Genomic DNA, 23,340 nt, shown 5'->3' with positions numbered 1-23,340 from the left:
CGCCTCGTGGCGTCCACCGTCGGGGTCATCACCCACAACCGGAACTTCCGCAGCCTGTTCCTGGCCCAACTGGTGGTCTTCGGCGCCGACTGGTTCGTGATGGTGCCGTTGCTGGTCCTGTTGCCGCAGCTCACCGGCAGCGGCGTGTGGGGTGCGCTGGTGCTGGCCGTGGACACCGGCGTCGTGGCGCTGCTGCTGCCGTACACCGGGACCGTCGCCGACCGGTTCGACCGGCGCAAGATCATGATCGCCGCGAACGTGGCCGCGCTGGTCGGCGCACTGCTCCTGCTCGGCGTACGCGACGCCGGCACGGCCTGGTTGGCGATGCTCGGCATCGGCGTGATCGCGGTGGCCAAGGCGTTCTACTCCCCGGCCGCGCAGGCGGCCCTGCCGAACGTGCTCGACCCGGAGGAGTTGGCCGCGGGCAACGCGGTCGCCGGGTCGGCCTGGGGCACCATGACCGTCGTCGGTGCCTCCCTCGGCGGGATTCTCAGCGCCGCCGCCGGACCGTACGTCTGCTTCTGGGTCGCCGCGGTCGCGCTGGTGCTCGCCGCGGTGCTGGCCACCCGGATCCGCCGCCCCCTCCAGGCGCACCGCGAGCGGGACGAGGCACCGCCGCAGACCTGGGCGGCGATCCGTGAGGCGCTGGGCTACATCGCGCACCGCCCACGGGTGTTGGCGCTGGTGACGGTGAAGTCGGCGGTCGGCCTGGGCAACGGTGTGCTGACCGTCTTCCCGCTGCTGGCCGGGGTGTACGGCGTCGGCGCGCTCGGCACCGGCCTGCTCTTCGCGGTACGCGGCGCGGGCGCGCTGGTCGGCCCGATCCTGATGCGTCGGGTGCTGACCAACCGGGCCTGGCTGCTGCCTGGACTGGCGCTGTCCATGTCGGCGTACGGACTGGCCTATCTGGGCACCTCGGTGGTGCCCTGGTTCCCGCTGGTGCTGGTGCTGGTCTTCGTGGCGCACTTCGCCGGGGGCAGCAACTGGGTGATGTCGAACTTCGCGTTGCAGGGCGAGGTGCCGGACCGGTTGCGGGGCCGGGTGTTCGCCACCGACATGATGCTGGCGACGTTGGCGATCTCGGTCAGCCAGCTCGCGGTCGCCGCGGTGGTGGACGTGGTGGACGAACGGATCGTGCTGGCCAGTTGCGGCCTGGTCACGTTGACGTACGCGATCGGCTGGCGGGTGGCCACCCGACGGCTCTCGCTCGCCGCCGTGGCGCCGACCGTCGCCGGGAGCGGCACCAGGTGAGACCTGTGTGGCCCTGGCACGTCAGGGCGTGCCGGTGGGCGGCCGGTACGCCTCGACCGGCTGCGCACCCCAGGCCGCCGGGGCGCTCGACGTGGCCGGGACCGGCCCGCTGCCGCGACAGGCCAACGCGGCGGCGACCAGCAGTCCGACTGCGGCCGGGAGGAGCAGGGCGCGGATCACCCCGACGAACAGGGACAGCACGCCGAACCGGGCGGGCCCCTCGGCGGCCGTCCACGGCAGTGCGACCGACCAGGCGACGCTGATCAGCGTGAGGACGAGCAGGACGACGAGTCCGGCCAGCACCAGACGACGGGCCGCGTCCGGCAGCCGACCCCGGGCCGACGCCAGTACGCCCCCGGTGACCAGCACCGCCAGCGTCGGCAGCTCCATCGCCACCTGCACCAGCAGATATCTGACGTCGGTCACGCAGTCCTCCCGAAGCCGTCGATCTGGGCAGACTAGAACCCGTGGACAAGCGTGCTCGGGCGCGAGGTGTCGTCCCGAGGGGCGGGTGGTGCGCCGGACGCCGCCGGTGGGGCCCTAGCATGGGCGGCGTGCCGACCACATTCGCCGCCGGCCCGGTCCGGGTCCGGGTCCCCGCCACCAGTGCGAACCTGGGTCCGGGCTTCGACGCCCTGGGCCTCGCCCTCGCGCTCTACGACGACGTCGCCGCCGAGGTGACGGCGGGCGGTGTGATCGTCTCGGTGTCCGGTGAGGGCGCCGACGACCTGCCGGCCGACGACGGGCACCTGGTGGTACGCGCCATGCGGGCGACCTTCGACGAGCTCGGCGGCCAGCCGTCCGGGCTGGCGTTGGAGTGTGTCAACCGGATCCCGCAGGCGCGTGGACTCGGTTCCTCCTCGGCGGCGATCGTGGCCGGTGTGTTGCTGGCCCGGGCCCTGGTGGTCGACGGCGCACAGCAGCTCGACGATGCCGCCGTGCTGCGGCTGGCGGCCCGCATCGAGGGGCATCCGGACAATGTCGCGCCCTGCCTGCTCGGCGGGTTCACGCTGGCCTGGACGGAGTCCTCGGGCGCGCGGGCGGTGTCGTTGCCGGTGGCCGGGGGCGTACGCCCGACGGTGCTGGTGCCGACCGAGCGCGGGCTGACCGCGTCCGCGCGGGCGGCGCTGCCGGCGACCGTGCCGCATGCCGACGCCGCGCTGAACGCGGGACGGGCGGCGCTGCTGGTGCACGCGTTGACCACCGAGCCGGGTCTGTTGCTGCCGGCCACCGTCGACCGACTGCACCAGGGTTATCGCGCACCGTCGATGCCCGGTACGAGCGCGGTGGTTCAGGCGTTGCGTGCGGCCGGTGTGGCGGCCGTGGTCAGTGGGGCGGGCCCGACCGTGCTCGCCCTGTCTGAGCTGCCGGAAGGCTTCGACGCGGGAACAGAATGGCAGGTTCTGCAGTTGCCGATAGACGTGCCCGGCGCGCAGGTCGAGCAGGGTAGACTCGGACACGCGGAGCGGGACCCTGTTGCCGCAGGTCGGAAGAGTTGATTACGCTCTAGACTTAGCACAGCCGCGAAGCATGCGATCTCCTGCGGGTCGGCGCACCCCCGAAGCTTTCGGCGGTAAGCCCGTCACCCCTGCTTAGGCATACGCCGCACCGCAGTCTTCACTGGTCGCCGCAGACGGCGAAACCCGCTCACCGGCTTTCTGGTGGGTCGGGCGACCGACCGGCTGCTGTGTCACAGACTCCCGCGAAGCGTCATGCGAGGCGGGTGCACCGAGGCCGCCCGGCCACCTGTTAGTCGATTCCGGGCAGTCCCGGCCTTATCGAGGGAAGGAATCCATTGAGCGACACCACCGACGTGACGTCGGATGTTTCCAACGTCGCTGGCGATGCCACCACCGCTGCCCCTGCCCGGCGTCGGCGCAGCGGCACCGGCCTGTCGGCGATGCTGCTGCCGGAGCTGCAGAGCCTGGCCGCGTCGCTCGGCATCTCGGGTACGGCTCGTATGCGCAAGGGCGAGCTGATCAGCGCGATCTCCGAGCGCCAGGGCAGCGCCGCCGGGGCCCCTCGACCACGGGCCGAGGTCGCGGCGGCCGCCGCACCGGTCCGCGAGGAGGTTCACGCGGAGGTCCGCGACGCGGGTGAGCGGCCGGAGGCCGAGCGTCGCGCCGAGCCGCCCGCGGCGAGCGTCGAGACCGAGGGCCGTAGCCGGACCCGGCGCAGCCGGGCCACCGCTGCTGCGGAGCCCCGGGCCGAGGAGCCCCGCACCGAGGAGCCCGCCGCCGAGACCGGCGAGCGCACCGAGGGCCGGTCCGGCCGCGAGCGTGGCGCCGAGCGTGCGGAGCGGGGCGAGCGTGCGGAGCGGGGCGAGCGCACCGAACGCGGCACCGACCGTGCGGAGAAGACCGAGCGCGCCGAGCGCGGCGAGCGTGGCACCGACCGCGCCGAGCGTGCGGAGCGCAGCGACCGTGGCGACCGCACCGAGCGGGCCGAGCGCACCGAGCGGGGTGACCGCACCGAGCGCACCGAGCGGGGTGACCGGGGCGAGCGCAACGACCGCAGTGACCGTGGTGACCGCAACGACCGGGGTGACCGGGGCGAGCGCGGGCAGCGGTCCGACCGGGACAACGACGGTGACGACGACGGCGAGGGCGGCGGTCGGCGTAGCCGGCGCAGCCGCTTCCGGGACCGTCGGCGCGGTCGTGGCGACCGTAACGAGGGCGGCGGTGGCGACGGCGGGCGTGAGCCGCAGGTCGGCGAGGACGACGTGCTCGTCCCGGTGGCCGGCATCGTCGACGTGCTCGACAACTACGCCTTCGTCCGGACCACCGGTTACCTCGCCGGCGCCAACGACGTGTACGTGTCGATGTCCCAGATCAAGAAGTACGGGCTGCGGCGCGGTGACGCGATCACCGGTGCGGTCCGCGCGGCGCGCGACGGCGAGCAGCGGCGGGACAAGTACAACCCGCTGGTCCGGCTGGACACCATCAACGGGATGGAGCCGGACGAGGCCAAGCGTCGGCCGGAGTTCTACAAGCTCACCCCGCTGTACCCGCAGGAGCGGTTGCGGCTGGAGACCGAGCCGCACATCCTGACCACCCGGGTGATCGATCTGGTCATGCCGATCGGCAAGGGCCAGCGGGCGCTGATCGTCTCGCCGCCGAAGGCGGGTAAGACGATGGTGCTCCAGGCGATCGCGAACGCGATCACGCACAACAACCCGGAGTGCCACCTGATGGTGGTGCTGGTCGACGAGCGGCCCGAAGAGGTCACCGACATGCAGCGGTCGGTGAAGGGCGAGGTCATCGCGGCCACGTTCGACCGTCCGCCGCAGGACCACACCACCGTCGCCGAGCTGGCGATCGAGCGGGCCAAGCGCCTGGTCGAGCTGGGTCACGACGTGGTCGTCCTGCTCGACTCGGTGACCCGGCTCGGCCGGTCGTACAACCTGGCGGCGCCGGCCAGCGGCCGGATCATGTCGGGTGGTATCGACTCCACTGCGCTGTACCCGCCGAAGCGGTTCCTCGGCGCGGCCCGCAACATCGAGAACGGCGGCTCGCTGACCATCCTCGCCACCGCGCTGGTGGAGACCGGTTCGATGGCGGACACGGTCATCTTCGAGGAGTTCAAGGGCACCGGCAACGCGGAGCTGAAGCTGGACCGGAAGATCGCCGACAAGCGGACCTTCCCGGCCATCGACATCCACCCGTCCGGCACCCGCAAGGAGGAGATCCTGCTCGCGCCGGAGGAGCTGGCCATCGTGCACAAGCTCCGCAAGGTGCTGCACTCGCTGGACTCGCAGGCGGCGCTCGACCTCCTGCTGGACCGGCTCAAGCAGTCCCGCACCAACATCGAGTTCCTGATGCAGATCGCCAAGTCGACGCCGGGGGAGTGACCTCCACCGGGTGAGATTCGTCGAAGGGGCGCGGCCGACACGGTCGCGCCCCTTCGACGTACGCGTCGGGGGTTCTCTCCTTCGTCACGGCGGCCCCACCGACCTCACGCGCCCCGCCTCCGGCAGGCCGGAATGCGCCCGCCGGTCTGGGGAATGCGGAGACTGGGTCCGGCGTTGACCTGGCCGACCAGCCGGTACGGCCCGCTTCGCGGGGCTGCCGGGCCCCATGGCAGACTGGTCAATCGGCCACCGGTTCCGGTTCACGCCCGATCGGCGCGCACTGGCGCGCGAGGGCGACCCGGCGACCACGACGAGAGGACCGAGGCGAGATGAAGTCCAACATTCACCCGGAGTACGTGACCACCGAAGTCACCTGCTCCTGCGGCAGCAGCTTCACCACCCGCAGCACCGCGAAGGGCGGCTCGATCCACGTCGAGACGTGCAGCGCCTGCCACCCGTTCTACACGGGCAAGCAGCGCGTCCTGGACACCGCGGGCCGGGTCGCGAAGTTCCAGCAGAAGTACGCCAAGGTTCAGGCCAAGAAGGCCAAGTAGCTCCTGGTCCGACGCCCGCGTCCGGTCTTCCCGGACGCGGGCGTCGTCCGTCTGTCGTCCGGTCTCCCCGCCGTCCAAGGAGCGATCCCCAGCATGAGCAGCGAGCGCCTGGCCGCCCTCCTCGACGAGTACGCCGAGCTGGAGAAGCGCCTGGCCGACCCCGCCATCCACGCCGACCAGGGCACCGCCCGTCGGGTCGGCCGCCGGTACGCCGAACTGGTGCCGCTGCACAAGGCCGCCGGGGAGTTGGAGCAGGCCCGGGCCGACCTGACCGCGGCCCGGGAACTGGCCGCCGAGGACGCGTCGTTCGCGGCCGAGGCGGAGACGATCGCGTCGACGCTGCCGGCCCTGGAGGAACGCCTGGCCGAGCTGCTCATCCCGCGCGACCCGCACGACGCCAAGGACGTCATCGTCGAGATCAAGGCCGGTGAGGGCGGCGAGGAGTCCGCGCTGTTCGCCGGTGACCTGCTGCGGATGTACACCCGGTACGCGGAGCGGCGCGGCTGGCTCACCGAGGTGATCGACGCGCAGGACTCCGACCTCGGCGGGGTCAAGGACGTCTCGCTGGCGATCAAGACCAAGGGCGTACCCGACGGGGGCAACGGCGTCTGGTCCCGGCTCAAGTGGGAGGGCGGCGTGCACCGGGTGCAGCGGGTGCCGGTGACCGAGTCGCAGGGGCGGATCCACACCAGCGCGGCGGGTGTGCTGGTGCTGCCGGAGGCCGAGGAGGTCGACGTCACCATCGACCCGAACGAGCTGCGCATCGACGTGTTCCGGTCGTCCGGTCCCGGCGGCCAGTCGGTCAACACCACCGACTCGGCGGTGCGGATCACCCACCTGCCTACCGGCATCGTGGTCTCCTGCCAGAACGAGAAGTCCCAGTTGCAGAACCGGGAGCAGGCCCTGCGGATCCTGCGTGCCCGGCTGCTCGCCGCCGCGCAGGAGCAGGCCGACGCCGCCGCCTCGGACGCGCGCAAGGCGCAGGTCCGTACGGTGGACCGCTCGGAGCGGATCCGCACGTACAACTTCCCGCAGAACCGGATCACCGACCACCGGATCGGCTACACGGCGTACAACCTGGATCTGGCGTTGGCCGGTGACCTGGACGGCGTGCTCGACGCGCTCAGCGAGGCGGACCGTGCCGCCCGTCTGGCCGGCGATCCGGAGCTGGCCCGCCGCTGAGGGCGCTCAGGCGCTACGCGGCCGGGTCTTGGCCTGCAACATCTCCCGGTCGGCGGCCTCGAAGGCGGCGCCGAGCGCGTCCCGTTGCCCGGGCCCGGCGGCGCCCACCTCGGCGAAGCCGATGCTGACGCCGACCGGCGTGCCGGGCACCAGCGACTCCCAGTCCTCGGTGCGGATCGCGGCGTCGATCCGTCGCGCCACCTCGGCGGCCTCGGACATCCCGGCGCCGGCCAGCACCACCACGAACTCGTCGCCGCCGTAGCGGGCCACGAAGTCGCCCCGGCGCATCACCCGGTTGATCACCCCGGCGACCCGCTGGAGCACCAGGTCGCCCGAGTGGTGGCCGTGCCGGGTGTTGACCGCCTTGAAGCCGTCCAGGTCGCAGACGCCGATCACCACGCGCTCGCCCCGGGCGACCACCGCGGCGATGTACCGCTCCAGTCGACGCCGGTTCGGCAGCCCGGTCAGCGGGTCGGTCAGCGCCTCGCCCTCGAACCGGGCGGCCTCGCGGCGCATCTCCTCGTGGTCGATCCGGGCGGCGATGCCGTCGATGTAGACGTCGCGGAGCCGGTCGTGCCGTTGCGCGGCGAGCCGGAAGGCCAGCCGGTCGGCGCGGTGCGCCGCCGCGTGGTCACCGGCGCGGGCCAGCGCGATGCTGCGTAGGCGTGCCGGTTCGGCCGCGCCGAGCGTCTCGGCGGAGACCTGGACGGCGTCCAGCCGGGTGACCGCCTCGATCGGTCGGCCGGCGGCCACGGCCAGGCAGGCCTGGCCGAGCTGGCGCATGTCGCGGGCGCGGGCGCTGTCCGCACCGTGGCCGAGCAGACGGGCCGGGTCGGCGCCGACCGGTGAGTCGATCTCGTCCCCGAGGGCGGCGCGACGGGCCGCCGCGTAGCCGTACGCGGCCAGGCTGCTCGGCCGCAGCCGGTCGGCGCGACCGGCGGTGACGAACCGGTCGAGGTCGGTGGCGACGTCCCGCAGGACCCGCAGGCACCCGTCGCTGTCGCCGGTGTGGTCCAGGGCGACCGCGTTGCGCAGCCGGATCCCGGGGGCGGCGAAGGTCTCCTCCGGGATGCCGGCGGTGCTGCCGAGCTGGCGGGCCCGTTCGATCGCGCCGAGCGCGTAGCCGTGGAAGCTGAGGTAGGAGTAGGCCATCGCCAGGTCGTGCCAACCCCAGGCGGTGTCCCGGTCCGGGTCGTCGACCGCGCCCAGCGCCCGGGCGGCCTTCACCAGGTGCGTCACGCAGCGGTCCAGCGCGCCCTGGTGGTGGGCGGCCAGCGCGGCCAGCGCGTTGAGATGACCGTGCAGGTACGGCTCGGCGAGGTCGCGTACGGCCGCGGACGCCTCCTCGATCGCCCGGGTGTACTCCGCCGTGCGACCGAGATTGATCAACGCGGAGAGCCGCTGGACGAGCGCGTCGGCACGGGCCCGGGGGTCGGCGCTGGTGCACAGCACCCGGTCCAGGATCGCGTACGCCTCGTTCGAGCGGCTGACCTCCTGCAACGCCCGCGCCTTCGTCAGGGCGTCAACCTGGTCGTCGACCCGGTCGAGCCAGCCCACCCCTCGACCTCCCGTCGGTGTGTCGCCGGATGCACCCGCTTATGCACGTGCACCGCGACGACTCATGATTATGGCGTGACCTCCGTGCCGCAACACCCGTCCGAAGGGACGAGACGCGAGCGCCCCGCCGTCGTGCTGGCCCGCGCCGCCCGTGCCCTGGCCGACGCCGGGGTGCCCTCGGCCCGCGCCGAGGCCGAGCTTCTGGCCGCGTACGTGCTGGCGGTGCCCCGGGGACGGCTGGCGCTCGCCGACGGTTTCACCGCCGAGCAACGGGACCGCTTCGAGGCGTTGGTGACCCGCCGTTCCCGGCGGGAGCCACTGCAACACCTCACCGGAAGCGCCGGCTTCCGGCATCTGGAGCTGGCCGTCGGGCCGGGCGTCTTCGTACCCCGCCCGGAGACCGAACTGCTCGCCGGCTGGGGCGTCGAGCGGGCCGCCGAGCGGGCGGCCGACGGGACGACGCCGGTGGTGGTGGACCTGTGCAGCGGATCGGGGGCGATCGCGTTGTCGGTGGCGCAGGAGGTGCCGGCGGCCCGGGTGGTGGCGGTGGAGCGCTCACCCGCCGCGCTGACCTGGCTGCGTCGCAACGCGGCGACCCGGGCGGCGGCGGGGGACCGGCCGATCGAGGTGGTGGCGGCCGACGTGACCGCACCGGATCTGCTGGCGGAGTTGGTCGGTCGGGTGGACGTCCTGCTCTGCAACCCGCCCTACGTGCCGCTCGCGGTGGCCGTACCGCCCGAGGTGGCCGGGCACGACCCGGCCGAGGCGGTGTTCGGCGGCGACGACGGCCTGACCGTGATCCGTCCGGTGCTGCGGCGGGCGGCGGACCTGCTGCGCGCCGGTGGCGCCGTCGGCGTGGAGCACGACGACACCCACGGCGCGTCGGTGCCCGACCTGCTCGCCGCCGACGGTCGCTACACCGCGATCACCGCCCACCACGACCTCGCCGACCGGTCCCGTTTCGCCACCGCGTTCCGTCGCCCGGACCACCGGCGACCCGCGACGGCCGACACGTGGCAGACTGGCTCCTCGTGATGCTCTACGACTGCCGGTCCCTCGCCGACCGGGACCGCGGCATCGCTGCGGCCATCGAGGCGGTGCGCAACGGCGAACTGGTCGTCCTGCCGACCGACACCGTGTACGGGGTCGGTGCCGACGCCTTCACGCCGTACGCGGTGAAGGCGCTGGTGGACGCCAAGGGCGGGACGCAGGCGTCGCCGCCGGTACTGATCGGCTCCCGGCACACCCTCGACGGTCTGGTCTACACGCTGCCGCAGGCCGCCCGCGATCTGGTGGAGGCGTTCTGGCCGGGGGCGCTGACCATCCTGGTGAAGCACTCGGCGAGCCTGCGGTGGGATCTGGGCGACGACAGCGGGGTGGTGGCGGTCCGGATGCCGTTGCACCCGGTGGCGTTGGAGGTGCTGCGGGAGACCGGGCCGATGGCGGTCGCCTCGGCCAACAAGATCGGCCGTCCGGCGGCGCAGACCGCCGACGAGGCGCGGGAGCAACTGGCGTACTCGGTGCGGGCGTACCTGGAGGCCGGTCCGGCCGTCGATCCGGTGCCCAGCACGATCGTGGACCTGACCGGTGAGGTGCCGATGGTGGTCCGCGAGGGCGCCATCGACCTGGCCCGGCTGCGCGACGTGGTGCCGGAGCTGGTCGAGAGCCAGGTGGCGTGAATGCCTCCGTTCACCGTCCTGCACGTCTGCATGGGGAACATCTGCCGCTCGCCGATGGCGGAGCGGCTGCTCACCCTCGCGGTGGGCCAGCGGCTGGCCCGGCACGACCTCGACCCCGGCCGGGCCGAGGAGCTGCTGCACAGCCACAGCGCGGGCACCGGCGGCTGGCACGCCGGTGAGGAGATGAACCCGCCGGCGGCGCGCCAGGTGACCACCCGGGGCGGCACCGTGACCGGCTTCGCCGCGCGGAAGCTGCGCTCCGACCACATCGACGCCGCGGACCTGGTCCTGACCGCCACCGCCGACCAGCAGGAGTACGTGGTCGCGTTGCGTCCCGACGCCGCCTCGCGCACCTTCGTGCTCGGCGAGTTCGGTCGGCTGCTGACCGCGCTGGACCGCGACGGGCTGCCCTCGGCCGAGGCCACTCCGGACGCGGTGTTCGCCCGGGGCGTGGCGGTGGTGGTGGCCGCGAACACCGCTCGCCAGGGCGCGTCCCTGCTGCCCAGCGACGACCTCGACGACCCGTGGGGGCGCGGCGACCAGTGCTTCAGCCGGGTGGCGGACGAGATCGAGGAGACGATCCACCCGCTCGCGGCGATCCTGTTGCCCTGATCGGTGAACTTCCTCCGGGTTTGAGGAAAAGCGGGGCGCAAAGGGTGGTTAGCGCCATTCTGGGAGGGTCCTGACGGCTCCTGCGGGGAGAGCTGATGACCCGGGCGTTCCTGCCGAAAGTGTTCACCGTCCTGCTGGCCGGCACGTTGGCCGGGCTGGCCCTGGCGGTGGCGGCGCTGCCGGCCGCGCTGGTGTTCGGAATCGGTTTCTCGGCGATGGCCGCGCCGTACACGGAGTTGCCCAACACGCTGCGGACACCACCCACGGCCCAGCGCTCCAACCTGTACGCCAAGGACGGCACCACCCTGATCACCTCCTTCTATCAGGAGGACCGGGTGGACGTGCCGCTGGACGAGGTGGCCCCGGTGATGCGCCAGGCCATCATCGCCGCCGAGGACGTCCGGTTCCACGAGCACAGCGGCGTCGACCTGCGGGGTGTGGCGCGGGCCTTCGCCGCCAACCAGGGCTCCGGCGGCACCCGGCAGGGCGCCTCCACGCTGACCATGCAGTACGTCCGCAACGTGTTGAGCACCGACCCCCGGTTGACCGAGTCGCAACGGGCGGCGGCCACCGAGGTCAGCACCGCCCGCAAGATCCAGGAGATCCGGTACGCGCTGGCGCTGGAGCGGGAGCTTACCAAGGACCAGATCCTGGCCCGGTACCTCAACATCGCGTACTTCGGTGCCGGGGCGTACGGCGTCGCCGCCGCCAGCAAGCGCTACTTCTCCACCACGCCGGACCGGCTCACGCTGGCCCAGGCGGCGATGCTGGCCGGGCTGGTCCGGTCCCCGCACACCGACGACCCGATCAACGGCGACGCGGACGCGGCCACCGCCCGCCGGGGGTACGTGCTGGACCAACTGGTCGGCACCGGTCAGCTCACCGCCGAGGCGGCGGACGCGGCCCGGAGCGAACCGTTGAACCTGCGGCCCAGCGAGACGCCGAACGACTGCACGGCGGTGCCCTCGGGGCACAACGACTGGGGTTTCTTCTGCGACTGGTTCACCCGCTGGTGGAACGAGCAGAAGGCGTTCGGTGGCACGGTCGACGAGCGGCAGCGCACCCTGCGCCGGGGCGGCTTCACCATCGTCACCTCGCTCGACCCGAGCGTGCAGCGGGCCACCACCGAGCAGGTCCGGCGGGTCTACTCGGTAAACGAGCCGCACGCCATGCCGACGGCGGTGGTGGAACCCGGCACCGGTCGGGTGCTCGCCATGTCGGTCAACCGCAACTACAGCGTCGCGGCCAACCCGCCCGGGCAGACCAACTACCCGAACACGGTCAACCAGCTCGTCGCCGGTGGCGGCACGATCGTCGGGTACCAGGGCGGTTCGACGTTCAAGCTGTTCACCATGCTGGCCGCGTTGGAGGCCGGGATGCCGCTGCGGACCGTGTACGACGCCCCGTCGCGCATCGTCACCGGCTACCGGATCAGCGGCGAGACGAACTGCGGCGGGTACTGGTGTCCGTCGAACGCCAGCGCCTCGATGCGCGGCGAGCACGACATGTGGTCGGCGTTCGGCGAGTCGGTCAACACGTACTTCGTCTGGCTGACCGAACGGGTCGGCGCGGACCGGGTGGTGGAGATGGCCGAGCGGCTCGGCATCGTGCTGCGGGCCGAGGACGACATCCGGTTGGCCCGGCACGGCGCGCGCGAGTGGGGACCGTTCACCCTCGGGGTGGCCGCCACCACCCCACTGGACCTGGCCGGGGCGTACGCCACGCTGGCGGCGGAGGGGACGTGGTGCGCGCCCACCCCGGTCACCTCGATCGTCGACGGCACCGGTCGTCGGGTGACCGCCGGTCAGCCGGACTGCCGTCAGGTGCTCGACGTCGACGTGGCCCGCGCGGCGGCGGACGCCGCCCGCTGCCCGGTCGGGGACCAGTCGATGTACCAGGGCTGCTACGGCGGCACCGCGCCCGCCCTGCGCGGTCAGCTCGGTCGGCCGGTGGCCGGCAAGACGGGCAGCTCCGAGCGGTACGCCACGGAGACCGTGGTGGCCTTCACCCCGCAGCTCGCGGCGGCGGCGATGGCGGCCAACCCGGACGACCCGCAGGACGCGGTCGGCCGGGCGGTGCAGAGCCGGTTGGTGGAGGGGGTGGGGGAGATCCTCGCCTTCGCGCTGCGCGACGTGCCGTCCCGCGACTTCGTGCCGCCCAGCGAGACGACCGCGTGGCGATACACCACCGGCCGCAGTGGCGACTGAGCGGTCCCGCCCTGATCAGCGTGGGGCCGTTGGTGCCTCGACGGCGATCCGCCCGGCGTCGGCGGCGATGTTGCGGGCCATCCCGCCGAAGACCACCGCGTGGAACGGCGCCACCGCCGCCCAGTAGGCGTGTCCGCCGAGCCCTCGGGGCAGGAACACCGCCCGCTGGCGGTACCGGACCTGGCCGTCGTCGTCTCGCCGTACCTGCATCTCCAGCCAGGCCCGACCGGGCAGCCGCATCTCGGCCCGCAGGCGCAGCAGCTCACCGGGGACGATCTCCTCCACCCGCCAGAAGTCCAGCGCCTCGCCCACCCGCAGTCGGTGCGGATGCCGCCGGCCCCGGCGCAGCCCGACGCCGCCCACCAGCCGGTCCAGCCAGCCGCGCACCGACCAGGCCAGCGGGAACGAGTACCAGCCGTGCTGGCCGCCGACCCCCTCGATGACCCGCCACAGCGCCTCCGGCGAGGCCGCCACCGGCTGCTCCCGGACGTCGGTGTAGACGGTGCCACCGCTCCAGTCCGGGTCGCTGGGCAGCGGCTCGGCCGGGGCGTCCCGGCCCGCCGCCGACGACCAGCGGGTCTCCACCTCGGCGTCGCGGACCTTGGCCAGCGCCAACTCGACCGCCCGGTCGAAGCCGGTCAACCCCTCGGGCGGGTCCGGCAGGTACGCCGCGATGTCGTGCTCGTGCGCCACCGCCTCGTGCACCAGGCTCTCCACCAGCGGGCGGGCGAGCGCGTTCGGCACCGGAGTGATCAGCCCGACCCAGTGCGAGGAGAGCCGGGGCGTCAGCGCGCGCACCGGCAGCAGGACCCGGCGACCCAGCCCGGCGACCCGGGCGTACCGCTGCATCATGTCGCCGAAGGTCAGCACGTCCGGACCGGCGATGTCGAAGGCCCGGTTCACCTCCGGCGGCAGGCCCACGCAGCCGACCAGGTAGCGCAGCACGTCCCGGACGGCGATCGGCTGCACCCGGTTGGCCACCCAGCGCGGGGTGACCATCACCGGCAGCCGTTCGGTCAGGTAGCGCAGCATCTCGAACGAGGCCGAGCCGGAGCCGATGATCACCGCCGCGCGCAGCACCACCGTGGGCACGCCGCTGTCCAGCAGGATCCGGCCCACCTCGGCGCGGGAGCGCAGGTGTGCCGAGGACGCGTCGCCGGCTGCCGGCTCCGGGCCGCCGAGATAGACGATCCGGCGTACGCCCGCCGCGTGCGCCGCCTCCGCGAAGGCCGACGCGGCCTGCCGGTCGGCGTCGGCGAAGCCGGCCTGCCCGAGCGAGTGCACCAGGTAGTACGCGACGTCGACGTCGTCGAAGACGCCGGCCAGGCTCTCCGGCCGGCTCAGGTCACCCTCGACGATCTCGACCTGCCCGGCCCACGGCACGTCCCGCAGCCGTCCGGCCCGCCGGGCCAGGCAGCGCACCGTGTGTCCCTCGGCCAGCAGGCGTGGTGCCAGCCGCCCGCCGATGTACCCCGTCGCACCGGTCACCAGGCATCTCACGGCCTCCAGTGTGCGGGCGAATAGACTCGGGCGCTGTGGAGACCGGTAAGGGCACCTTCTGGGGGCCCGACTTCGAGCAGCTCAGCACCACCGACCCCGAGATCGCGGAGGTGGTGCTCGGCGAGCTGGACCGGCTGCGGGGCGGTCTGCAACTGATCGCCAGCGAGAACCTCACCTCGCCGGCGGTGCTGGCCGCGCTCGGCTCGACCCTGACCAACAAGTACGCCGAGGGTTACCCCGGTCGCCGCTACTACGGCGGGTGCGCCCAGGTGGACCGGGCCGAGGAGTTGGGGATCGCCCGGGCCCGGGAGCTGTTCGGCGCCGACCACGCCAACCTCCAGCCGCACTCGGGCGCGAGCGCCAACCTGGCGGCGTACGCCGCGCTGGTGCAGCCGGGCGACACGGTGCTGGCGATGGAGTTGCCGCACGGCGGGCACCTGACCCACGGCAGCCGGGTGAACTTCTCCGGCAAGTGGTTCGACACGGTCGGCTACACCGTGCGGCGGGACACCGAGCTGATCGACTACGACGAGGTCCGTGACCTGGCCCGGACCCACCGACCAAAGATGATCATCTGTGGTGCGACGGCGTACCCGAGGCTGATCGACTTCGCCCGGTTCCGGGAGATCGCCGACGAGGTGGGCGCGTACCTGATGGTGGACGCCGCGCACTTCATCGGGCTGGTCGCCGGGCAGGCCATCCCCTCCCCGGTGCCGTACGCCGACGTGGTCTGCGCGACCACGCACAAGGTGCTGCGCGGTCCACGCGGCGGGATCATCCTCTGCCGCGAGTCGTTGGCCGAGCGGATCGACAAGGCGGTCTTCCCGTTCACCCAGGGCGGGCCGTTGATGCACGCGGTGGCGGCCAAGGCCGTCGCGCTGCGCGAGGCGGCGCAGCCGGAGTACCGCACGTACGCCGCGCAGGTGGTGGCCAACGCGCAGGCGCTCGCCGACGGGCTGGCGGCGGAGGGGATGCGGCCGGTCTCCGGCGGTACCGACACCCACCTGGCCCTGGTCGACCTGCGGGAGACCGGGGTGACCGGGGCGCAGGCCGAGGCGCGCTGCGACGCGGCGACCATCACGCTGAACAAGAACGCCATCCCGTACGACCCGCAGAAGCCGATGGTCGCCTCCGGTATCCGGGTCGGCACCCCGAGCGTCACCACGCAGGGCCTGGGCGAGCCGCAGATGCGTCAGGTCGCCGAGCTGATCGCCCGGGCGGTACGCACCGACCCGGCGGCCCCGGGCGGCACCGACGAGCTGGCCCGGGTCGCCTCCGACGTGGCCGAGCTGGTCGCCGAGTTCCCGGCGTACCCCCGATGACCGCGCCTCGCGCGGGGGAGCCCGGCGCCATCCGGTCCCGCCTGCCGCACCTGCGCCTGCCGCTGCTCGCCTGCGCCGGGCTGGCCGTGCTCGGGGTGCCGATCGCCGCGCTGCTGCGGGGCCCGACCGGCGCGGCCGGGGTGGCCGCCGGGATCGGGCTGGTGGTGGTGAGCTATCTGGTCTCCGGGCTCTCGGTGGCCTGGGCGGACGCGGTCAGCCCGAAGATGATCATGCCGGTCGGGCTGGTCACCTACGCCACCAAGATGGTCTTCCTGGGCATGGTGATGGCCGCCGTGGCGCGGACCGGCTGGCCCGGGCTACCCGACATGGGAGTGGCGATCATCGCGGGCGTGCTGGTGTGGATCGTCGCGCACACCACCTGGGCCTGGCGCGCTCCGCTGCCGACGGTCGACCGGGCGGCGGGTCACTGACCGTACGGCCGGTGTTCGCCCGGCGTTTCGCCCCCCTTCCCGGCGGGCCGGGCAGGAGTAAGCTGAGCGCGGCTTGAGGCGCCGCATCGATTGCCCGCACGCTGCTCGCAGTGTGGGGGGTGCCGCACACTCGCGAAACACCCGGCTGATAGTGTTCGCCTCGTCATGGCCGACAACCCTCACCGCGGAAGCTCCGACGAGCACTCGTCGGAAGGCGTTGCCGGAGCCGTTCTTGGCTACCTGCTCGCCGGCATCCTGGTGTGGGGATTCCTCGGCTGGTTGGCGGGGGAATTCATCGGCCTGCCGACCGGCATCGGGATCGGCGTGGGCATGATGCTCGGCGCAGCCGGAGCGATCTACCTGATCATGAAGAGGCTCGGTGCCTGAGTTTCGGCACGCGCGGGTCTGTCGAGTGCGGAGGATGACACGGTGAGCGCAGAGCTTGTCGCCGCTGAAGGGCTGCCCTGGCCCCCGGGGGTCGAGGACTTCTATCTGCCGGAAGTGGCCGGCCCATTCGTCACCAAGTTCACTCTCATGATCTGGCTGGCCGTCGGCCTGCTGATCATCTTCTTCATGACCACCTACCGGAACCCGAAGCTGGTGCCGGGCAAGGGTCAGTGGGTGGCGGAGTCGATCTACGGCCTGGTCCGGGACAACATCGCCAAGGAACAGATGGGTAGTGCGGGCGTTCGATTCGCGCCCTATTTCACGGTGCTGTTCTGCTACGTCGCGCTGACCAACCTCTTCGGCATCATCCCGGGGTTGCAGATCTCGCCGAACTCGCACATCGCCTTCCCGATCGTGCTCGCCGCGATCACCTACGTGATGTACATCTACCTCGGTATGCGCAAGCACGGGGTCGGCGGCTACCTCAAGCAGAGCCTGATCCTGCCGGGCATCCCCTGGCCGATGCACATCCTGCTGATCCCGATCGAGTTCCTGCAGACCTTCATCAACCGGCCGGTCACCCTGGCGGTGCGTCTCTTCGCCAACATGTTCGCCGGTCACCTGATCCTGCTGGTCTTCACCATCGGTGGCTTCGTACTGCTCGCCTCGGACAACATCTTCATCCAGGCGACCTCGATCTTCTCCTTCATCATGGCGATCGTGATGGCCTTCTTCGAGGTGCTGATCGCGCTGTTGCAGGCATACGTCTTCGTCACGCTGAGCGCCAACTACATGGGATCGGCGCTCGCGTCCGAACACTGATCCGATCCCACCGGCGGGATGCCCGCCAAAGCTTCAGGTACGACCGCGTACGCGTGAAACCTCACGCGTCAAACAGGAGGAATACCCGCAATGACTGTTCTTGCCGAGATCAGCGGTAACGTCAACACGATCGGTTACGGCCTCGCCGCCGTCGGTCCCGCGATCGGCGTGGCCCTGATCTTCGTTGCGTACATCAACTCCAGCGCGCGTCAGCCCGAGTCGGCCGGCTACAACCGGACCTGGCTGGTCCTGGGCTTCGCCCTGGTCGAGGCGCTCGCCCTGTTCGGCCTGGTGCTCGCCTTCGCCGTTAACTGACCGTCCGCTTCCCGACCCGGAGGTCTGAAATGTTTGTCGCCGCCGAAGGTGTGGAGCACCACCCGCTCGTGCCGCTGTGGCAGGAGCTGGTCATCGGGACGATCGCCTTCGCCCTGCTCTGCTTCGTGCTGCTGAAGTTCGTCATGCCGCGCATGGAGGCGATGTACCAGGCGCGGGTCGACGCGATCGAGGGCGGTCTCAAGCGCGCCGAGGCGGCGCAGGCAGAGGCCAACCAACTGCTCGAGCAGTACCGGGCCCAGCTCGCCGAGGTGCGTACCGAGGCGGCGCGGATCCGGGACGACGCCCGTGCCGACGCCGAGTCGATCCGCACCGACATCCTCGCCAAGGCGCGGGAGGAGTCCGACCGGATCATCGCCGCCGGCCGGGAGTCGCTGGCCGTCGAGCGTCAGACCATCGTGCGCGAGCTGCGCGCGGAGGTCGGCGGTCTCGCGGTCGAGCTGGCCGGGCGGATCGTGGGCGAGTCGCTCGCCGACGAGGCCCGTCGTAAGGGCACCGTCGAGCGCTTCCTCACCGACCTCGAGAGCGCGGGGGCCCGCTGATGCAGGCCGCCAGCCGGGAGTCCTACACCGCCGCGAGTCAGCGGCTGGAGGAGTACGTCCGGGGCGCCGATTCGACGGCTCTCGCCACCACCGGTGCCGAACTGCTCGCCGTGGCGGACCTGCTGCGGCGGGAGGTCCGGCTGCGCCGGGCGCTCTCCGACCCGGCCCGCCCGGGCGCGGACCGGAGCGGCCTGCTCGACTCGGTGCTCTCCGGCAAGGTCGGCGCGGACGCGCTCGACCTGCTCGGGGTGCTGGTCGCCGGCCGGTGGTCGGCCCCGTCGGAGCTGCTCGAAGGTGCCGAGCGTCTCGGCGTGCAGGCGCTGCTCGCCAGCGCGGACCGCGCCGACGAGCTCGGTGAGGTCGAGGACGAGCTGTTCCGCTTCGGCCAGGTGGTCGCGGCGGACCCGCAGCTCTCCAACGCCCTGTCCGACCCGGGGGCACCGGTGGCCCAGCGGGCCGAGCTGATCGGGATGCTCCTGACGGGCAAGGCCCGGCCGGTGACGGTGCGACTGGTGGAGGCGGCCCTGGCCGGCTTCGGCGGTCGGTCGTTCTCCGCCGCGCTGTCCCGGCTGGTGGAGCTGGCGGCCGAGCGGCGTGACCGGCAGGTCGCGTACGTGACGGTCGCAGCGCCGCTGTCCGCGGACGAGGAGAGCCGGCTCACCAACCAGCTCTCGGCCATCTACGGCCGGGCGGTCGCCGTGAAGCTTACGGTTGACCCGACGATCCTCGGCGGAGCGAGCGTCCGGGTGGGTTCGGACCTGTACGACGGGACGATCCTGCGCCGCCTCAACGAGACCCGTAACGCGCTCGCGAAGCGCTGACCAGCACCCCGCGAAGCGCCCGGAATAACAGTCGACCCGAGGACCGGTCGGTACTAGGTATCCCGGGCCCCTGATACTTAAGGAAGCAGAGGATGGCCGAGCTGACCATCTCGACGGAGGAGATCCGCGGCGCCCTGGAGCGCTACGTCTCCTCCTATTCGCCCGACGTCTCCCGTGAGGAGGTCGGCACCGTCGCCGACACCGGCGACGGTATCGCCCACGTCGAGGGCCTGCCCTCGACCATGACCAACGAGCTGCTCGAGTTCGAGGACGGCACGCTCGGCGTGGCGCTGAACCTCGACGTCCGGGAGATCGGTGTCGTCGTCCTGGGCGACTACGCCGGCCTCGAGGAGGGCCAGCGGGTCAAGCGCACCGGCCGGGTGCTCTCCGTGCCGGTCGGTGACGCCTTCCTGGGCCGCGTGGTCGACGCGCTCGGCGCCCCGATCGACGGCCTCGGCGAGATCGCCGACGAAGGCTACCGCGAGCTGGAGCTCCAGGCCCCGAACGTGATGGCCCGGCAGTCCGTCTTCGAGCCGATGCAGACCGGCATCAAGGCCATCGACGCGATGACCCCGATCGGTCGGGGCCAGCGGCAGCTCATCATCGGTGACCGGAAGACCGGCAAGACCACGGTCGCCCTGGACGCCATCCTCAACCAGCGCGAGAACTGGGCCTCCGGCGACCCGACGAAGCAGGTCCGCTGCATCTACGTCGCCATCGGCCAGAAGGCCTCCACCATCGCCTCCATCAAGGGGCAGTTGGAGGAGGCGGGCGCGATGGAGTACACCACCATCGTCGCCTCCCCGGCGTCCGACCCGGCCGGCTTCAAGTACCTCGCCCCGTACACCGGCTCGTCCATCGGACAGCACTGGATGTACGGCGGCAAGCACGTCCTGATCGTCTTCGACGACCTGAGCAAGCAGGCCGAGGCGTACCGGGCCGTGTCGCTGCTGCTGCGTCGCCCGCCGGGCCGTGAGGCGTACCCGGGTGACGTCTTCTACCTGCACTCGCGGCTGCTGGAGCGGTGCGCGAAGCTCTCCGACGAGATGGGCGGCGGGTCGATGACCGGTCTGCCGATCATCGAGACGAAGGCCAACGACATCTCGGCCTTCATCCCGACCAACGTCATCTCGATCACCGACGGCCAGATCTTCCTGGAGACCGACCTGTTCAACCAGGGCGTCCGGCCGGCCATCAACGTCGGTACCTCGGTGTCCCGGGTCGGTGGCGCCGCGCAGGTGAAGCCGATGAAGAAGGTCTCCGGTTCGCTGCGGCTGAACCTGGCCCAGTACCGCGAGCTGGAGGCGTTCGCCGCCTTCGCCTCCGACCTGGACAAGGCCTCCCGCGCCCAGCTCGACCGCGGTGCCCGCCTGGTGGAGCTGCTCAAGCAGCCGAACTACTCGCCGTACCCGGTGCAGGAGCAGGTCATCTCGGTCTGGTCCGGCACCGAGGGCAAGCTGGACGACATCCCGGTCGGCGACGTGCGGCGCTTCGAGACCCAGTTCCTGGAGCACCTGCGGCGCAAGCACAACGCCACCCTGCTGGCGATCGCGGACAACAAGTGGGATGACGAGATCATCGCCACGCTGGACGCCGCCGTCACCGAGTTCAAGCAGGGCTTCCTCGGCCGGGACGACGAGCGCACGATCAACGAGGCGCCGGCAGCGCCGCTGGAGGGCGAGGCCGAGCAAGAGACGGTCACCCGTTACAGCGGCGGGGCCCCGGCCCAGAAGCGTTAGGGCCGGGCCATGGCGGCGCAGGTACGTGTTCTTCGTCAACGGATCCGCTCGGCGAAGGGGATGAAGAAGATCACCAAGGCGATGGAGCTCGTGGCGACGAGCCGGATCGCCAAGGCCCAGGCCCGGGTGGAGGCGTCCCTGCCGTACGCCCGGGCCATCACCGGCGTCCTCACGGCGCTGGCGTCCAACGCGTCGGTCGACCACCCGTTGCTGACCCCGCGCGAGCGGGTGCGGCGGGCGGGCGTGCTGCTGGTAACCGCCGACCGGGGTCTGGCCGGCGGTTACAGCTCCAACGCCATCAAGACGGCGGAGTCGCTGATCGCCCGGCTGCGCGAGGACGGCAAGGAGCCGGTGCTCTACGTCGTCGGTCGCAAGGGCGTGTCGTTCTACCGGTTCCGTAACCGGCCGATCGAGGCGAGCTGGACCGGCTTCTCCGAGCAGCCGTCGTTCGCCGACGCCCGCGAGGTGGGCGAGACGCTGGTGAAGGCGTTCTCGGCCGGCGCGGACGACGTCGACGGCGGTCCGGGTGCGGACGGGGTGCTCGGGGTGGACGAGTTGCACATCGTCTTCACCGAGTTCAAGTCCCTGATGACGCAGACGCCGGTCACCCGGATCATCGGTCCGTTGCAGGTGGAGGAGCGGCCTCGGTCGGAGGCGGCCCCCGGGCTGCTGCCCGACTACGAGTTCGAGCCGAACCCGGAGGAGCTGCTCGACGCGCTGCTGCCGAAGTACATCAACACGCGGATCTACGCGGCGTTGCTGGAGTCGGCGGCGAGCGAGTCGGCGGCCCGGCGGCGAGCGATGAAGAGCGCCACCGACAACGCCGAAGAGATGATCGACAAGTACACGCGTGAGATGAACTCGGCCCGCCAGGCCGGGATCACCCAGGAGATCAGTGAGATCGTCGGCGGCGCTAACGCGCTGGCCGCGTCGGGAAGTGAAGTGTGATGACTGCCCCAGTAGAGACCAAGACGGCCACGGGTCGCGTGGTCCGGGTCATCGGCCCGGTCGTCGACGCCGAGTTCCCGCGCGACGCTATGCCGGACCTGTTCAACGCGCTGCACGTCAACGTGACCCTCTCCGGCGGAGAGAAGACGCTGACCCTGGAGGTCGCCCAGCACCTGGGTGACAACCTGGTCCGCGCGATCTCGATGCAGCCCACCGACGGCCTGGTGCGCGGCGCCGAGGTGCGCGACACCGCGTTCCCGATCCGGGTGCCGGTCGGCGACGCGGTCAAGGGCCACGTCTTCAACGCGATCGGCGAGTGCCTCAACCTCACCGAGGGCGAGACCATCGCCGCCGACGACCACTGGGGCATCCACCGCAAGGCCCCGGCCTTCGCGGACCTGGAGCCCAAGACCGAGATGCTGGAGACCGGCATCAAGGTCATCGACCTGCTCGCCCCGTACGTCAAGGGCGGCAAGATCGGCCTGTTCGGCGGTGCCGGCGTGGGCAAGACGGTGCTCATCCAGGAGATGATCACCCGGGTCGCCCGGAACTTCGGTGGTACCTCCGTCTTCGCCGGTGTGGGTGAGCGGACCCGTGAGGGCAACGACCTCATCCACGAGATGACCGAGTCCGGCGTCATCGACAAGACCGCGCTGGTCTACGGCCAGATGGACGAGCCGCCGGGCACCCGGCTGCGCGTCGCGCTCTCCGCGCTGACCATGGCGGAGTACTTCCGTGACGTGCAGAAGCAGGAGGTGCTGCTCTTCATCGACAACATCTTCCGCTTCACCCAGGCCGGTTCCGAGGTCTCCACCCTGCTGGGCCGGATGCCCAGCGCGGTGGGTTACCAGCCGACCCTGGCCGACGAGATGGGCGAGCTCCAGGAGCGGATCACGTCCGTCAAGGGCCAGGCCATCACCTCGATGCAGGCGATCTACGTGCCGGCGGACGACTACACCGACCCCGCTCCGGCCACCACCTTCGCCCACCTGGACGCCACCACCAACCTGGAGCGGTCCATCTCCGACAAGGGCATCTACCCGGCGGTCGACCCGCTGGCGTCCTCGTCGCGGATCCTCGCCCCGGAGTTCGTCGGCCAGGAGCACTTCCAGGTGGCCAGTGAGGTCAAGCGGATCCTCCAGCGCTACAAGGACCTGCAGGACATCATCGCCATCCTCGGTATCGAGGAACTCTCCGAGGAAGACAAGATCACGGTCCAGCGGGCCCGTCGGATCGAGCGCTTCCTGTCGCAGAACACCTACGCGGCGGAGCAGTTCACCGGTGTGCCGGGCTCGACGGTTCCGATCAAGGAGACCATCGAGGCGTTCCGGAAGATCAGCGAGGGCGAGTACGACCACTTCCCCGAGCAGGCGTTCTTCATGTGCGGTGGGCTCGACGACCTGGAGAAGAAGGCCGCCGAGCTGATGAAGGGCTGACCCTTCGGATCGAACGAAGAAAGGCCGTCCCGGTTCACCCCGGGACGGCCTTTCGTTCATCTGCGGGACGTACCATCCTCGCTGCCCGGTTCGGCGTGCTCGGCGATCACGCCGGGCCCGAGATACCGTCTAGTGCAGCTCAGGCGCGGATGAGCGGCGAACGACTT

22 protein-coding genes are annotated in these 23,340 nt (G+C 71.7%); 19 read left to right on the top strand and 3 right to left on the bottom strand.

All coding sequences use genetic code 11. The features are described from left to right. The first annotated feature begins 6 nt into the window (after positions 1-6). On the top strand, positions 7-1,251 hold the full coding sequence (locus ACQVFL_RS24950) for an MFS transporter (protein WP_396690705.1): 1,245 nt from the start codon (positions 7-9) through the stop codon (positions 1,249-1,251). Positions 1,252-1,272: 21 nt separating this feature from the next. Here ACQVFL_RS24950 and ACQVFL_RS24945 read toward each other — a convergent pair whose 3' ends face one another. Further along, positions 1,273-1,677 (bottom strand): DUF1418 family protein, encoded by a 405-nt coding sequence (locus ACQVFL_RS24945; RefSeq protein WP_431727718.1) that lies wholly within the window; start codon positions 1,675-1,677, stop codon positions 1,273-1,275. Between the two features lie 119 nt (positions 1,678-1,796). Here ACQVFL_RS24945 and thrB point away from each other — a divergent pair, with 119 nt between their 5' ends. The 4 genes from thrB to prfA all read left to right on the top strand — a co-directional run bounded on the left by thrB (position 1,797) and on the right by prfA (position 6,837). After that, a complete protein-coding gene (thrB, locus tag ACQVFL_RS24940; protein ID WP_396690708.1) occupies positions 1,797-2,750 on the top strand; it encodes a homoserine kinase in 954 nt (317 codons plus the stop codon). 296 nt (positions 2,751-3,046) lie between these two features. Beyond that, a complete protein-coding gene (gene rho, locus ACQVFL_RS24935) occupies positions 3,047-5,101 on the top strand; it encodes a transcription termination factor Rho (RefSeq protein ID WP_431727717.1) in 2,055 nt (684 codons plus the stop codon). Positions 5,102-5,430: 329 nt separating this feature from the next. After that, positions 5,431-5,655, top strand: coding sequence for a 50S ribosomal protein L31 (gene rpmE, locus ACQVFL_RS24930; RefSeq protein WP_396690712.1), 225 nt, complete (start codon positions 5,431-5,433; stop codon positions 5,653-5,655). A gap of 93 nt (positions 5,656-5,748) precedes the next feature. Then, entirely contained in the window at positions 5,749-6,837 is a 1,089-nt protein-coding gene (gene prfA, locus ACQVFL_RS24925; RefSeq protein WP_396690714.1) for a peptide chain release factor 1, read from the top strand. Between the two features lie 6 nt (positions 6,838-6,843). Here prfA and ACQVFL_RS24920 read toward each other — a convergent pair whose 3' ends face one another. After that, the gene (locus tag ACQVFL_RS24920; protein ID WP_431727716.1) at positions 6,844-8,394 is read right to left on the bottom strand and encodes a diguanylate cyclase domain-containing protein; all 1,551 of its coding nucleotides are present in this window, start codon (positions 8,392-8,394) and stop codon (positions 6,844-6,846) included. 75 nt (positions 8,395-8,469) lie between these two features. Between ACQVFL_RS24920 and prmC the strand changes: the two genes are divergently transcribed. The 4 genes from prmC (at position 8,470) to ACQVFL_RS24900 (ending at position 12,892) form a co-directional block, all read left to right on the top strand. Further along, complete coding sequence (gene prmC / locus ACQVFL_RS24915; RefSeq protein WP_396690719.1) at positions 8,470-9,429, top strand: peptide chain release factor N(5)-glutamine methyltransferase; 960 nt, start codon at positions 8,470-8,472, stop codon at positions 9,427-9,429. Beyond that, a complete protein-coding gene (locus tag ACQVFL_RS24910; protein WP_396691012.1) occupies positions 9,429-10,073 on the top strand; it encodes an L-threonylcarbamoyladenylate synthase in 645 nt (214 codons plus the stop codon). The genes prmC and ACQVFL_RS24910 overlap by 1 nt, the downstream gene beginning before the upstream one ends. Continuing rightward, positions 10,074-10,685: a phosphotyrosine protein phosphatase gene (locus tag ACQVFL_RS24905; protein ID WP_396690721.1), complete on the top strand. Its 612-nt coding sequence runs from the start codon at positions 10,074-10,076 to the stop codon at positions 10,683-10,685. It abuts the gene before it with no gap. 95 nt (positions 10,686-10,780) lie between these two features. Beyond that, positions 10,781-12,892 (top strand): transglycosylase domain-containing protein, encoded by a 2,112-nt coding sequence (locus ACQVFL_RS24900; RefSeq protein WP_396690723.1) that lies wholly within the window; start codon positions 10,781-10,783, stop codon positions 12,890-12,892. A 15-nt stretch (positions 12,893-12,907) separates the two neighbouring features. On the opposite strand, the gene ACQVFL_RS24895 is transcribed toward ACQVFL_RS24900, so the two are convergent. Continuing rightward, positions 12,908-14,392 carry an SDR family oxidoreductase gene (locus ACQVFL_RS24895; RefSeq protein ID WP_431727715.1) on the bottom strand — a complete coding sequence of 495 codons (1,485 nt, stop codon included), beginning with the start codon at positions 14,390-14,392 and terminating at the stop codon, positions 12,908-12,910. A 35-nt stretch (positions 14,393-14,427) separates the two neighbouring features. Between ACQVFL_RS24895 and glyA the strand changes: the two genes are divergently transcribed. From glyA to atpD, 10 genes are all read left to right on the top strand, one after another. Beyond that, positions 14,428-15,714, top strand: coding sequence for a serine hydroxymethyltransferase (gene glyA / locus ACQVFL_RS24890; RefSeq protein WP_431727714.1), 1,287 nt, complete (start codon positions 14,428-14,430; stop codon positions 15,712-15,714). After that, positions 15,711-16,145: a hypothetical protein gene (locus ACQVFL_RS24885; protein WP_396690730.1), complete on the top strand. Its 435-nt coding sequence runs from the start codon at positions 15,711-15,713 to the stop codon at positions 16,143-16,145. Before glyA ends, ACQVFL_RS24885 begins: the two co-directional genes overlap by 4 nt. Positions 16,146-16,310: 165 nt before the next feature. Beyond that, positions 16,311-16,532 carry a hypothetical protein gene (locus ACQVFL_RS24880; RefSeq protein ID WP_396690731.1) on the top strand — a complete coding sequence of 74 codons (222 nt, stop codon included), beginning with the start codon at positions 16,311-16,313 and terminating at the stop codon, positions 16,530-16,532. Positions 16,533-16,574: 42 nt separating this feature from the next. Next, entirely contained in the window at positions 16,575-17,354 is a 780-nt protein-coding gene (gene atpB / locus ACQVFL_RS24875) for a F0F1 ATP synthase subunit A (RefSeq protein ID WP_396690733.1), read from the top strand. Between the two features lie 90 nt (positions 17,355-17,444). Further along, the gene (gene atpE / locus ACQVFL_RS24870) at positions 17,445-17,669 is read left to right on the top strand and encodes an ATP synthase F0 subunit C (RefSeq protein WP_117225978.1); all 225 of its coding nucleotides are present in this window, start codon (positions 17,445-17,447) and stop codon (positions 17,667-17,669) included. Between the two features lie 29 nt (positions 17,670-17,698). Continuing rightward, a complete protein-coding gene (locus ACQVFL_RS24865; RefSeq protein ID WP_396690735.1) occupies positions 17,699-18,229 on the top strand; it encodes a F0F1 ATP synthase subunit B in 531 nt (176 codons plus the stop codon). Further along, complete coding sequence (locus ACQVFL_RS24860; protein WP_396690736.1) at positions 18,229-19,050, top strand: F0F1 ATP synthase subunit delta; 822 nt, start codon at positions 18,229-18,231, stop codon at positions 19,048-19,050. The genes ACQVFL_RS24865 and ACQVFL_RS24860 overlap by 1 nt, the downstream gene beginning before the upstream one ends. 92 nt (positions 19,051-19,142) lie before the next feature. Continuing rightward, the gene (gene atpA, locus ACQVFL_RS24855; protein WP_396690737.1) at positions 19,143-20,789 is read left to right on the top strand and encodes a F0F1 ATP synthase subunit alpha; all 1,647 of its coding nucleotides are present in this window, start codon (positions 19,143-19,145) and stop codon (positions 20,787-20,789) included. A gap of 9 nt (positions 20,790-20,798) precedes the next feature. After that, positions 20,799-21,737, top strand: a complete 939-nt coding sequence (locus tag ACQVFL_RS24850) for a F0F1 ATP synthase subunit gamma (RefSeq protein WP_396690739.1) — start codon at positions 20,799-20,801, stop codon at positions 21,735-21,737. Then, positions 21,737-23,173 (top strand): F0F1 ATP synthase subunit beta, encoded by a 1,437-nt coding sequence (atpD, locus tag ACQVFL_RS24845; RefSeq protein ID WP_396690741.1) that lies wholly within the window; start codon positions 21,737-21,739, stop codon positions 23,171-23,173. Before ACQVFL_RS24850 ends, atpD begins: the two co-directional genes overlap by 1 nt. Positions 23,174-23,340 lie beyond the last annotated feature (167 nt).

This window comes from Verrucosispora sp. TAA-831 (assembly GCF_050780145.1).
Classification (GTDB): Bacteria; Actinomycetota; Actinomycetes; order Mycobacteriales; family Micromonosporaceae; genus Micromonospora.
The sequence above is the reverse complement of the archived record's forward strand: the minus strand, read 5'-3'. Positions and strand labels throughout refer to the sequence as shown.

Bases quoted from the DNA above. Each gene is read 5' to 3' on its own strand.
- thrB (WP_396690708.1), top strand. From the start codon at position 1,797: ATGGGCGGCGTGCCGACCACATTCGCCGCCGGCCCGGTCCGGGTCCGG.
- rpmE (WP_396690712.1), top strand. From the start codon at position 5,431: ATGAAGTCCAACATTCACCCGGAGTACGTGACCACCGAAGTCACCTGC.
- prfA (WP_396690714.1), top strand. From the start codon at position 5,749: ATGAGCAGCGAGCGCCTGGCCGCCCTCCTCGACGAGTACGCCGAGCTG.
- ACQVFL_RS24910 (WP_396691012.1), top strand. From the start codon at position 9,429: ATGCTCTACGACTGCCGGTCCCTCGCCGACCGGGACCGCGGCATCGCT.
- ACQVFL_RS24905 (WP_396690721.1), top strand. From the start codon at position 10,074: ATGCCTCCGTTCACCGTCCTGCACGTCTGCATGGGGAACATCTGCCGC.
- ACQVFL_RS24900 (WP_396690723.1), top strand. From the start codon at position 10,781: ATGACCCGGGCGTTCCTGCCGAAAGTGTTCACCGTCCTGCTGGCCGGC.
- ACQVFL_RS24885 (WP_396690730.1), top strand. From the start codon at position 15,711: ATGACCGCGCCTCGCGCGGGGGAGCCCGGCGCCATCCGGTCCCGCCTG.
- ACQVFL_RS24880 (WP_396690731.1), top strand. From the start codon at position 16,311: ATGGCCGACAACCCTCACCGCGGAAGCTCCGACGAGCACTCGTCGGAA.
- atpE (WP_117225978.1), top strand. From the start codon at position 17,445: ATGACTGTTCTTGCCGAGATCAGCGGTAACGTCAACACGATCGGTTAC.
- ACQVFL_RS24865 (WP_396690735.1), top strand. From the start codon at position 17,699: ATGTTTGTCGCCGCCGAAGGTGTGGAGCACCACCCGCTCGTGCCGCTG.
- ACQVFL_RS24860 (WP_396690736.1), top strand. From the start codon at position 18,229: ATGCAGGCCGCCAGCCGGGAGTCCTACACCGCCGCGAGTCAGCGGCTG.
- atpA (WP_396690737.1), top strand. From the start codon at position 19,143: ATGGCCGAGCTGACCATCTCGACGGAGGAGATCCGCGGCGCCCTGGAG.
- ACQVFL_RS24850 (WP_396690739.1), top strand. From the start codon at position 20,799: ATGGCGGCGCAGGTACGTGTTCTTCGTCAACGGATCCGCTCGGCGAAG.
- atpD (WP_396690741.1), top strand. From the start codon at position 21,737: ATGACTGCCCCAGTAGAGACCAAGACGGCCACGGGTCGCGTGGTCCGG.